Genomic DNA, 11590 nt, shown 5'->3' with positions numbered 1-11590 from the left:
ACGGGCCTACGCAATGGCCCTCAGCACCGCCTCGCGGTCCAGCGGGAGGTCGCGGATCCGGACGCCGAGCGTCGCGGCGAGCGCGTTGGCGACGGCCGCCGCCACCGGGCCCTGCGCCGCCTCGCCCGCGCCCGCCGACGGCGTGCCCGGATGCTCGACCAGCTCCACCACCACCTCGGGCGTCTCCGAGAAGCGCAGGATCGGGTAGCTCTCCCAGTCGCCGCTGGTGATCGCCCGCCGGTCGAACCGTACCCGCTCCTTCAGCGTCCAGCTCGCCGCCTGGGTGGCGCCGCCCTCGATCTGGTTGCGCACGCCGTCGGGGTTGACCACCTGGCCGACGTCCACGGCGATGGTCAGGCGGCGCACCCGCACGTCCTGCTCGGCCTCCACCTGCGCCACCGCCGCGCAGTACGCGCCGACGCCCTTGTACCTGGCGAACCCCAGCCCCAGCTCCGGCCCGCCCCACCCCGCCATGTCGGCCGCCCGCTCCAGCACCGTCCGGGCGCGGGGGTCGCTCAGGTGGGCCAGCCGGTACGCCAGCGGATCCATCCCCGCGGCCAGCGCCAGCTCGTCCATGAACGACTCGATGGCGAAGACGTTCATGAACGCGCCCAGCGAGCGCAGCGCCGACGACCGGATGGGCGTCTCCAGCACGCGGTGCCCGGTGATCTCCATCCGCGGGAAGTCGTAGATCGGCACCGCGTTGCGCGCCATGCCCGAGCCTCCCTGCGGCGACGGGTCCACCGCCGCCGGGTACGCCCACGGCCGCTCCAGGTGGGCGCCGGCGAGCAGGCCGGGAACCCCTCCGGCGTAGCCGGGGCGGCTGAGGTGGCCCTGGCTCCACACGTCGTACCGCCAGGAGCGCACCAGGCCCGCCTCGTCCACCACCGCCGCCACGTCCACCGACATGGCCGAGCCGAACGGGGCCCAGGTGAGCTCGTCGCGCCTGCTCCAGCGCACCTGCACCGGCCTGCCGCCCGCCTCGCGGGCCAGCAGCGCGGCGTCGAGCGCCACGTCGTCGGCGGCGTTGTGGCCGTAGCAGCCCGCGCCCTCCACGTGGTGCACCTCGACCTCGGCTCCCAGGATCCGCTCCAGGGCCCTGCGCAGGGGGTGCACGCCCTGCGTGTGGCTCCAGACCTCCAGGTCGCCGTCGCCGTTCCAGCGGGCGACGGCGCAGCTGGGGGCGATCGAGGCGTGGGCGAGGAACGGCCTGCTGTAGGTGGCCGTGTGCGGCTCGCCCGCGGGCGGGGCGTCGGCCGGCGCGCTGACGGTGATCGTCTCGTGCGGGCCCCGGCGCAGGAACGTGTGCAGGTCGTGTTCGTCGGGGAGGGTGTCGTGCTCCTCCCACTCGCAGACCTTGCTCAGGCGGGCCAGGGCCCGGTCGGCCGCCGCCTCCGTCTCGGCCAGCACCCCGACGAACGAGCCGTCCCGTACGACGTGGAGGTCCGGGAGCGGGGTGAGGCCGGTCAGGCGGGCGGCGGGAGAGGGCGGGCGCAGGACCCGGCCGTAGAGCTGGCCGGGCAGGCGCAGGTCGTGGACGAACCGGGGCCGTCCGGCGATCTTGTCGGGCAGGTCCAGGCGCGGCACGCTGACGCCCACGAACACCGGCTCCTCGGCCGGCGACGACCCGGCCTCCAGAGCGGCCTGGAGGGTGGCGGCTTGGAGGGTGTCCGTGGGAGGTCCCGCCGTCAGCGCGTCGGCCACGGGCGCGAGCTCGGCGTAGGTCGCCGTGCGATCCCCGCTGCGGAACTCGCCGCGCCGTACCGTGACCTCGGCGGGGGAGACTCCCCAGCGGCGGGCGGCCTCGGCCGCGCAGGCGGCCCGCACGCGGGCGCACGCCTCGCGCAGCGGCGGCCCCGCGTGCGAGATCGACCTGCTGCCCGCCGTGATCCCCTCGTCGGGGCCCGCGGTGGTGCTGGCGGCCAGCATCCGCACCTGCCCCAGGTCGGCGCCCAGCGCGTCGGCCGCGATCTGGGCCAGTGCCGTGAGCACCCCCTGCCCGAGCTCGACCTTCCCCAGCCGCACGAAGATCACGCCGTCGTCCCGCACCGAGACCGCGCCGTCGTCCGAGACGAGCACCATCCCCTGGCCCGCACCGGGCGGCGAGCCCATGATCCGGTCCCCCTCAGCCCTCCGGCCCTCGGCGGCCTGTGAGCCCACCATCCGGCCGCCTTCAGCGTCCTGGCCTGTCGGCGGCGCCATCACTCGGCCGCCTTCAGCACCGCGCGCACCACTCGCCGCTGCACCCCGCACCGGCACAGGTTGCGGTCCAGAGCCGCCACCACCGCCTCCTCGTCCGGCCGGGGATCGCGGGCCAGCAGCGCCGCGGCGCTGACCATGATCCCCGACAGGCAGTACGCGCACTGCCCCGCCTGCTCCTCCAGCACCGCCCGCTGCACCGCGTGGAGCTCGTCCCCCGGCGCGAGCCCCTCGACCGTCACCACCGACCGCCCCTCGGCCGCCGACAGCGGCGTGTCGCAGGCGGCCGTCACCACCCCGTCGAGCAGCACGAAGCAGGCCCCGCACAGGCCGACCCCGCACCCGAACCGCGTGCCCACCAGCCCGAGCTCCCCGCGCAGCACGTCCAGCAGCGGCGTGCCGGGATCGGCGGCCACCTCGGCGGGAGCCCCGTTGACGGTCAGCCGGATCACGCGAACACCTCGGGATGCCGGCACAGCTCGACCCGTGTCCGCCTGATGTGCCCGCTCAGGCACCGCTCGGCGTCCACGGCGTCGCGCCGCTCGATCGCGTCGAGCAGCAGCCGGTGCTCGGCGTTGACCACCCACCGCCGCGCCGGCCCCGTCAGCCGCATGAACGCCCGCCGGTGGTGCTGCGTGGCGTTCCACAGCCGCACGACCATGCCGGAGAGCTGCTCGATCGCGCACCCCGAATAGGTCAGCAGGTGGAACTCGCGATCCAGCACGAGGAACTCGCCGAGATCGCTGTTCGCCTCGATCCTGTCCTGGATCTCCCCCAGCCGCCGGTGATCGTCGCCGGTCAGCCGCGGGATGCTCTCGGCCAGGGCGAGAGGTTCGAGCCGCTCGCGCATCTGATAGATCACCTCCACTTCGTGCATGCCGAGCCTGGGCACCCGGGCGCCCCTGCGCGGATGGTGCTCGGTGAGCCCCTCCGCCTCCAGCATGCGCAGCGCCTCGCGCACCGGCAGCCGGCTGGCGCCGAGCCGCTCGGCCAGCTCCTCCTGCCGGATCCGCTCGCCGGGCGCGATCGCGCCGCTCAGGATGGCCTCGCGCAGATGCTCGGCCACCCGCTGGCTCTCAGGCGCCCGCACGATCGAACGCTCCCGGGTACGAGACCAGCTCGAACTGCATTCCCCAAGGCGCCAGGAAGTACACCCATCGCTTCCCCGGGACCGGCCCCATGCTGGCCGACGGCTCCCCGAGCACCCGTATCCCCCGTTCGCGCAGGTAGGCCACGGCCGCGTCGAGGTCCTGCACGCACAGTGCCACGTGATGCCCGCCGACGTCGCTGTTGCTGGGCACGTGCGAGCGTTGCCCGGGCGCCGAGTACTGGAACACCTCGAACAGCGTCCGCTCGCCGAACCTGAAGAAGTGCAGCCGCTCCATCACCGCCCGCGGGTGCACGTTGAGCCGCTCCCGCATCCACGCCGAGTCGTCGTGGCGGAAGGGGCCGAGCGAGTACAGGTACTCGCAGCCGAGCACGTCCACCAGGAACGCCCTGGCCTGCTCCAGGTCCGGCACCGTGAAGCCGATGTGGTCCAGCCGGCTCAACCCCGGAAGTCCGCTCATCGATCCTCCTTTGGATCCAAAACAGCCTACGCCGCCCGCGTGAGGCCGCCCAGGGCTGTTCTTCGGATCCAAAGCGTGTAACGCTGAGGAATGCCCCGGCATCACAGGCTCGAACCGCCCGCCCCCTGGGTCGAGGTCGCCGCCACCGACGGCGACTGGGACGCCGCCGACCCGCGGCTGCTGACCACGATGCTCGGCCACCTGCTGCTGATCAGGACGTTCGAGGAGTACGTGCTCGACCTGGCCAGGTCGGGCCTGGTGCACGGCCCGGCCCACTCCAGCATCGGCCAGGAGGGCGGCGCGGTCGGCTCGATCCTGCCGCTGGCCCCCGGCGACACGGTCAACGGCTCCCACCGGGGGCACCACCAGTTCCTGGCCAAGGCGCTGGCGCACGTGGAGCCGAAGGGCATCGACCCGGCCGCCGGCTTCTCGCCGGAGGTCCGGGAGGTGCTGCTGCGCACGCTGGCCGAGATCTGCGGCCTGGACCGCGGCTTCAGCCACGGCCGCGGCGGCTCCATGCACCTGCGCTGGAAGGAGGCCGGCGCCATCGGCACGAACGCGATCGTCGGCGGCGGCGTGCCGTTCGCGGCGGGGTCGGCGTGGGCGCACCGGCGCGCGGGAACCGGAGCGGTCGCGGTGACCTACTTCGGTGACGGGGCCGCCAACATCGGCTCCACCCTGGAGACGCTCAACCTGGCCGCCGCGTGGAAGCTGCCGCTCTGCTTCTTCGTCGAGAACAACCGCTACGCCGTCTCCACCGGCGTGGCCGAGGCGACCGCCGAGCCGAGGCTGTCGGCGCGCGGCCCCGGCTTCGGCGTGCCGAGCTGGAAGGTGGACGGCATGGACCCGCTGGCCGTCTGGCTGGTCATGCGCGAGGCGATCGCGCACATGCGGGCCGGCGAGGGCCCCACCCTGGTCGAGGCCGACGTCTACCGCTACTTCCACCAGAACGGCCCCTTCCCCGGCAGCGCGTTCGGCTACCGGAGCAAGCAGGAGGAGCGGGAGTGGCGGGCCCGGGACCCGATCGGGCGCCTGGCGGGCCACCTCGCCCGCCGCGGCCTGCTCGACCGCGCCGGGGTCGCGGCGGCCACCGCACGCGCGAAGGAGCTGATGGCGGAGGTCGGCGCGGAGCTGCTCGAACCCCTTCCCGGCGGCACTTCCGGCCGGCGCCGGATCAAGCCGGCGCAGTGGCCCGACCCGGGCTTCGCGCACGTGGGCGTGCGCGGCGACCTCTCGGAGTTCGAGGGCGCGCGCCTGGCCGACCGCGACACGTTCACCGGGGAGCTGGCCGAGCGCAGGTTCATCGACGCCGTGTCCGGGGTGATGGCCCGGCGGATGCGGGCCGACCCGTCGATCGTCGTGCTCGGCGAGGACGTGCACCGGCTCAACGGCGGCACCAACGGCGCCACCAGAGGCCTCATGGAGGCCTTCCCCGGCCGCGTGCTCGGCACCCCCATCAGCGAGAACGCCTTCACCGGCCTGGCCGGCGGCATCGCCTCCGACGGGCGCTGCACGCCCGTGGTCGAGCTCATGTACGCCGACTTCATGTGGGTCGCCGCCGACCAGCTCTTCAACCAGATCGCCAAGGCCAGGCACATGTACGGCGGCGGCGACGCCATGCCGCTGGTCCTGCGCAGCAAGGTCGCCATGGGCACCGGCTACGGCTCCCAGCACTCCATGGACCCGGCGGGCCTGTTCGCCACCGCGCCGGGCTGGCGCATCGCCGCGCCGGCGACGCCGTTCGACTACGTGGGCCTGATGAACAGCGCGCTGCTCTGCCGCGACCCGGTGGTGGTGCTGGAGCACGTCGACCTGTACGGCTCCACGGGGGAGTGCCCGGTCGACGACCTGGACTACTGCATCCCGGTCGGGCGGGCCCGGGTGCGGCGGGCGGGCTCGCGGGTGACCGTGCTGACGTACCTGGCGATGACCATGTACGCGCTGCGGGCGGCCGAGGCGTCCGGGGTGGACGCCGAGGTGATCGACCTGCGCTGGCTGGACCGGGCGAGCCTGGACTGGGAGACGGTCGGGGCGAGCGTCAGGAAGACGAACAACGTGCTCATCGCCGAGCAGGGGCCGGTGGGCCCGTCGTACGGGGGATGGCTGGCGGACGAGATCCACCGGCGGTTCTTCGACTGGCTGGAGCAGCCGGTGCAGCGGGTGACGGGCGGGGAGGCGTCGCCGAGCATCAGCAAGGTGCTGGAGCGGGCGGCCATCGCCCGGGAGGAGGAAGTGGCGGCCAAGCTCGCGGAGATGGCGGGCTGAGAGCTCACCCCTTGATCGGGCGGCCTGTGCGAAATATGGTGTTAATCGTTTAACACCAACCAGCCACTTCCAGGTGAAGACTTCTCCTCCGCGTGCCCATCCGCCGAGATCCAGCGGATCAGATTCCCCATATCCCAGTAGGGAATGCTAGGTTATTCGACTAACATGAGACCAACAGCGCGACAAGTGGCCGAGCTGGCGAACGTGTCAGTGGCGACCGTCTCCTACGTGCTCAGCGGCAAGGACCGTCCCGTCGCCGCCGAGACCAGGCAACGGGTGCTCGACGCCGCCAGGCAGCTCGGCTACACCCCCAACCAGGCCGCCAGGAGCCTGCGCAAGCGCCGCACCCAGCGGGTGTGCCTGGTGCTGAGCTCGCTCGGCGGCGTGCCCGCCGACGTGCGGCTGGCGACGGACCTGCACGAGATGGCCGACGCGCGCGGCTACTCGGTGGTCACGCTCTCCGTCTACGACGAGGCGCGTGCCCAGGCGGCCGTCGAGGTGCTGCGCGGCGGCATCGCCGACGGCGCGCTGATCCACGTCGCCGGCGACCACCTCGCCCACGACCTGCTCGCCGGGCTGGCCGCCACCGGGCTGCCGATGGTGGTGCTGGGCAACGAGAGCGGGCTGCAGGGCTGCGACCTCGTCCGCACGCCCGAGGCGGAGGCCTGCGCCGAGGCCGTCGAGCACCTGCTGGAGACCGGCCGGCGGCGCATCGCCTACATGGCGCACCGCTTCGAGGTCTACCGCGACAAGCCCGTCGGGCGGCTGCTCGGCTACACCACCGCGCTGGAACGGCACGGCGTCAAGGAGCGCATCGTCACCGGCGGCGCCGACGACCGCGTGGCCGCGTACCAGACGGCGACCGAGCTGCTCGGCTCGCCCGACCGGCCCGACGCGATCTTCGCCGCCTCCGACCGGGCGGCGATCAGCGCGATCTGGGCCGCCAGGGACCTCGGGCTCAGCGTGCCGGACGACGTCGCCATCGTCGGCGTCGGCAACATCGACGAGGGTCTCATCAGCAATCCGCAGCTCAGCACCGTCGGTCCGCTCCGCCACGACTACACCGACGTCGTACGCCTGCTCTTCGACCGCCTCCAGGCCGATGAGCCGCCACCCGCCCGCGAGATCGTCCGTTCGTGGACCTTCGTGCGGCGGGGCTCGTCCTAGAAGGGAATCACCCAGATGTCCTCCCACCCCTCACGCCGTGACCTGCTCCGCCTCGTCGGGGCCGCCGCCGCCGTCCCGGTCCTGTCGTCCTGCGCGGGCGCGCCGGCCACGCAGAGCGCCGCGCCGGGCACCTTCACCGTCTACTGGAACGCGGGCCACGACTACCAGGCCTATCGCAAGGTGATCGCCGAGTTCGAGCAGGCCAACAAGGTCAAGGTCAACATGCAGAAGTACCAGTGGCCCGACCTGCGGACCAGGCTGCTGGCCGACTTCGCCTCCGGCACCGTGCCCGACCTGGTGGAGGAGCCCGGCGGGTGGGTGCAGGAGTTCGCGGTGTCCGGCAACGCGCGCTCGCTTCAGGACTTCGTCGACCGCGACGGCCAGGCGATGGGCTTCCCCGCCGACTGGCAGCCGGTGACCGTCGAGCGCAACTCCTACCAGGGCAAGGTGTACGGCGTGCAGCTCCACCTGACCTGCAACACCCTGATCTACAACCAGGGCATGCTGCGCGAGGCCGGCCTGGAGGCGCCGACCACCTGGGAGGAGTTCCTCGACGCGGCCAGGAAGCTGACCAAGGACGGCGTGTACGGCGTCGCGCTCAACCAGGACTACACCTACATGTGGCCGTGGATGGTGCAGGCCGGCGTCACCCCGTACGACCTGGAGACCAAGGCGATCATGGAGCCGCGCGCGGACGCGGTCGCCGCCCTGCAGTTCCAGGCCGACCTCGTGCACAAGCACAAGGTGGCGCCGGTGCCGGTGGCCGGCACCGACTACTCCGGCCCGCAGAAGCTGTTCTCCGCCAAGCGTGCCGCGATGATCCTCACGGGGCCGTGGGACCTCGACCCGATCAGGAAGACCAGCCCCGACATCGAGCTCGGCGTGGCGCCGCCGCTGAAGAACAAGACGGCGGCCACGCAGGCGGCCGGCGTCAGCATGTTCGTGCCCGCCAAGGCCACCAGGCCCGAGCTGTCGTGGGACTTCATCAAGCGCGTCACGGCGCTGCAGGTCGAGCAGGCCGCCACCAAGGAGACCGGCATGCTCATGCCGCGCAAGTCCTGGGTGGATCTGCCCGAGGTGCAGTCCGATCCCGTCACCAAGGTCTTCGCCGACGCGCTGCCGACCGCCAGGGACTCCTCCCAGGAGGTGCGCCTGACCGGGCAGCTCGGCAAGTGGGAGGAGCAGCTCAAGGTCATGTACCAGCAGGTGCTCATCCAGAACAAGCCGGCCGCCGAGGCGCTCGACACCTTCGCCGAGGCCGCGGAGGGCTTCCTCAAGTGAGGGCCCGCACGCTTCAAGGCCGCTACGCCAGGACGGCCTACCTGTTCCTGCTCCCGGCGATCCTGTTCTTCGCGGCCTTCTTCTACCTGCCGATCGGCAACGTGGTGGCCACCAGCTTCCGCACCGGGCCGATGGCCGACCAGTGGACGGGCCTGGGCAAATACTCCCAGGCCCTGGCCGACCCGGCGGTGCAGCACTCGTTCCTGGTCACGGCGGGCTTCTCGGTCATGGTGGTGGCCGGCTCGATCGTCCTCGGGCTGGCGCTGGCGCTGGCCATCGACCAGCCGCTCAGGGGCCGGGTGGTCTTCCGGGTGGTGCTGCTCGTGCCGTACCTGACCTCCGTCGCGATCGTCGGGCTGCTGTGGCGCAACATCCTCGACCCCGAGCTCGGCGTGCTGAACCGGGTGCTGATGGCGGCCGGCCTGCCCACGCAGCAGTGGCTGAACACCGCGCCGCTGCTCACGATCGCCGCCGTCACGCTCTGGCAGAGCGTCGGCTACACGATGGTGCTGTTCCTGGCCGGGCTGCAGGGCATCCCCGAGACGTACCACGAGGCCGCGAAGATCGACGGGGCGGACGCCTGGCGCCGCTTCTGGCGGATCACGCTGCCGCTGCTCGCGCCGACCACGCTCTTCGTGTCGGTGATGGCGGTCATCTCGGGGCTCCAGGCGTTCGGGCAGGCGTACATCATCACCGGCGGCGGCCCCGGCGACGCCACCGACCTGTCGGTCTTCCACATCTTCAACGTCGCCTTCCGCACCAGGGACTTCGGCTACTCCTCGGCGCAGTCGGTGCTGCTGCTGATCGTGATCGTGGTGTTCACCGTGATCCAGCTCAGGGCCGGCCGGCGCGGGGAGGTGACGTACTGATGCTGCGCAAGGCGCTGCTCTACACGCTGCTCGGCCTGGCCTCGCTGATCACGGTCGTGCCGCTGCTCTACATGCTCTCGCTCTCCCTGCAGACGGAGGCCGAGACGCTGGCGGCCGAGGCCGTGCTCGTGCCGGAGTCGCCGCAGTGGGGCAACTACGCCGAGCTGTTCGTCCGGGCGCCGTTCGGGAACTTCATCGTCAACAGCCTGGTGGTGGCCGGGGCCATCACGCTGGCGCACCTGGTGTTCGACCCGCTCGTCGGGTACGTGTTCGCCAAGTTCCGCTTCCCGCTGCGCAACACGCTGTTCGTGGCGCTGCTGGCCACGCTGATGGTGCCGTTCTTCGTGCGGATGATCCCGCTGTACGTGCTCATGGCCAACATGGGGTGGCTGAACACGTACCAGGGGCTCATCACGCCGTTCCTGATGGACGCGTTCGGCATCTTCCTCATGCGGCAGTTCATCCAGCCCATCCCCGACGACCTGATCAGCGCGGCGCGCATCGACGGGGCCTCCGAGCTGCGCGTCTACTGGAGCGTCATCCTGCCGCAGACGCGGCCGGCGCTGGCCGTGCTCGGGCTGTTCACGTTCGTCTTCCAGTGGAACGAGTTCCTCTGGCCGCTGGTCGCCACGTCCACGCCCGAGATGCGCACCATTCCGGTCGGGCTCACCCTGTTCAACCAGGAGTACTTCACGCTGTGGCACCTCACGGCCGCCGGCTCGGTGATCCTCTTCGTGCCCACCGCCGTCCTGTTCGTCCTCACCCAGAGATACTTCGTCCGGGGCATCGCCCTGACCGGTCTGAAATAAGGAGTCTTCCGTTTTGCGCCCGAACGTGATCGTCGTCTTCACCGACCAGCAGCGGTGGGACACCGTCGGCCCCTTCACCCCGAACCTCGACAGAATGGCCAGGCACGGCACGCAGGCGACGGTCGCGCTCACCCCGCAGCCGGTGTGCGCCCCCGCCCGTGCGGCGCTCCAGACGGGCCGCTACCCGACCACGACCGGCGTCTACCGCAACGGCCGCGTGCTGCCCCCCGAGGAGCGCACGCTGGCCCACCACTTCGGCGCGGCCGGCTACGCCACCGGCTACATCGGCAAGTGGCACCTGGCCGGCACCGAGCCGGTGCCCGAGGACCGGCGTGGCGGCTACCGGTCGTGGCTGGCGGCCAACGCGCTGGAGCACACCTCCGACGCGTACCGGACCATCGTCTACGACGAGGCGAACGAGCCGGTCCTGCTGCCCGGCTACCGCTCCGACGCGCTCGTGGACGCGGCCGTCCGCTTCGTGGCCGACCACGCCGACGAGCCGTTCTACCTGTTCCTGTCGCTCCTGGAGCCGCACCACCAGAACGAGGTGGACAACTACCCGGCCCCCGACGGCTACGAGGAGCGCTACCAGGGCCGCTGGATGCCGCCGGACCTGGCCGCGCTCGGCGGCACGGCCCACCAGCACATGGGCGGCTACCTGGGGCAGGTCAAGCGCCTGGACGAAGGGCTTGGGCGGCTGCTGGACGCGCTGCGCAGCCTGGACCTGCTGGACGACACGATCGTGGCGTACACCTCCGACCACGGCAACCACTTCAAGACGCGCAACGGCGAGTACAAGCGCTCCTGCCACGACGCGTCCCTGCGCGTGCCGCTCGCGCTGCGCGGCCCCGGCTTCGACGGCGGCGGCGCCATCTCCCGCCCGGTCAGCACCCTCGACCTGCCGCCCACGCTGCTGGAGGCGGCCGGGCTGCCGGTGCCCTCCGACATGCAGGGTCGCTCGTTCCTGCCGCTGGTGCGCGATCCACGGCGCGCGTCCTGGCCCGAGGAGGTGTTCTTCCAGGTGAGCGAGTCGGAGGTGGGGCGCGGGATCCGTACGGCGCGGTGGAAGTACTACGCCGTCGCCGAGGACGCCCACCCCTGGGACGACCCGGGCGCTCCCGCCTACCGCGAGCAGGCCCTGTACGACCTGGAGAACGACCCGCACGAGCTGGTCAACCTGGCGGGCTACGCCTCGCACGCGGGCGTGGCCGCGGAGCTGCGGGAGAGGCTGGTGCGGCGGATCGCCGAGGCCGAGGGCGGCGAGCCGGTCGTCGAGCCGGCGGTGGCGCGGGCGGGCCGCGAGCAGGCGATGCCCGACCCGGAGGTCCGCCTGCGCGGCCCCAAGCCCGTCCGGTACGGCCACCAGCCGCGCCCCGCCTCCTGACCTGACCGGCCGGCCCCCGCGTGACCTGACCGGCGCCGGCCCCTGCGT

At 72.3% G+C, this 11590-nt stretch carries 10 protein-coding genes; 6 read left to right on the top strand and 4 right to left on the bottom strand.

Annotation, left to right across the window (positions count from 1 at the left end):
* Window positions 1-6: 6 nt before the first annotated feature.
* Genes HD597_RS37365 through HD597_RS37350 form a run of 4 tightly spaced genes read right to left on the bottom strand, consistent with a single transcriptional unit; the run spans window position 7 to window position 3767 of the window.
* Window positions 7-2163, bottom strand: a complete 2157-nt coding sequence (locus HD597_RS37365) for a xanthine dehydrogenase family protein molybdopterin-binding subunit (protein WP_276083119.1) — start codon at window positions 2161-2163, stop codon at window positions 7-9.
* A gap of 38 nt (window positions 2164-2201) precedes the next feature.
* The gene (locus HD597_RS37360; RefSeq protein WP_253748531.1) at window positions 2202-2651 is read right to left on the bottom strand and encodes a (2Fe-2S)-binding protein; all 450 of its coding nucleotides are present in this window, start codon (window positions 2649-2651) and stop codon (window positions 2202-2204) included.
* On the bottom strand, window positions 2648-3289 hold the full coding sequence (locus HD597_RS66150; protein ID WP_253748529.1) for a GntR family transcriptional regulator: 642 nt from the start codon (window positions 3287-3289) through the stop codon (window positions 2648-2650). The genes HD597_RS37360 and HD597_RS66150 overlap by 4 nt, the downstream gene beginning before the upstream one ends.
* Window positions 3276-3767, bottom strand: a complete 492-nt coding sequence (locus tag HD597_RS37350; RefSeq protein ID WP_253748527.1) for a VOC family protein — start codon at window positions 3765-3767, stop codon at window positions 3276-3278. Before HD597_RS37350 ends, HD597_RS66150 begins: the two co-directional genes overlap by 14 nt.
* A gap of 90 nt (window positions 3768-3857) precedes the next feature.
* On the opposite strand from HD597_RS37350, the gene HD597_RS37345 reads away from it, so the two are divergent.
* The 6 genes from HD597_RS37345 (at window position 3858) to HD597_RS37320 (ending at window position 11542) form a co-directional block, all read left to right on the top strand.
* Window positions 3858-6032, top strand: a complete 2175-nt coding sequence (locus tag HD597_RS37345; RefSeq protein ID WP_253748525.1) for an alpha-ketoacid dehydrogenase subunit alpha/beta — start codon at window positions 3858-3860, stop codon at window positions 6030-6032.
* Between the two features lie 165 nt (window positions 6033-6197).
* Window positions 6198-7199, top strand: coding sequence for a LacI family DNA-binding transcriptional regulator (locus HD597_RS37340; RefSeq protein ID WP_253748523.1), 1002 nt, complete (start codon window positions 6198-6200; stop codon window positions 7197-7199).
* A gap of 15 nt (window positions 7200-7214) precedes the next feature.
* Window positions 7215-8480 (top strand): sugar ABC transporter substrate-binding protein, encoded by a 1266-nt coding sequence (locus HD597_RS37335; protein ID WP_253748521.1) that lies wholly within the window; start codon window positions 7215-7217, stop codon window positions 8478-8480.
* Window positions 8477-9349, top strand: a complete 873-nt coding sequence (locus HD597_RS37330) for a carbohydrate ABC transporter permease (protein WP_253748519.1) — start codon at window positions 8477-8479, stop codon at window positions 9347-9349. The genes HD597_RS37335 and HD597_RS37330 overlap by 4 nt, the downstream gene beginning before the upstream one ends.
* Window positions 9349-10158 (top strand): carbohydrate ABC transporter permease, encoded by an 810-nt coding sequence (locus tag HD597_RS37325; RefSeq protein WP_253748517.1) that lies wholly within the window; start codon window positions 9349-9351, stop codon window positions 10156-10158. The genes HD597_RS37330 and HD597_RS37325 overlap by 1 nt, the downstream gene beginning before the upstream one ends.
* Before the next feature lie 13 nt (window positions 10159-10171).
* Complete coding sequence (locus HD597_RS37320) at window positions 10172-11542, top strand: sulfatase family protein (RefSeq protein ID WP_253748515.1); 1371 nt, start codon at window positions 10172-10174, stop codon at window positions 11540-11542.
* Window positions 11543-11590: the final 48 nt, after the last annotated feature.

This window comes from Nonomuraea thailandensis (assembly GCF_024172165.1).
In the GTDB taxonomy this organism is placed as follows: domain Bacteria; phylum Actinomycetota; class Actinomycetes; order Streptosporangiales; family Streptosporangiaceae; genus Nonomuraea; species Nonomuraea thailandensis.
This window is presented reverse-complemented; position numbering and strand designations above follow the sequence as displayed.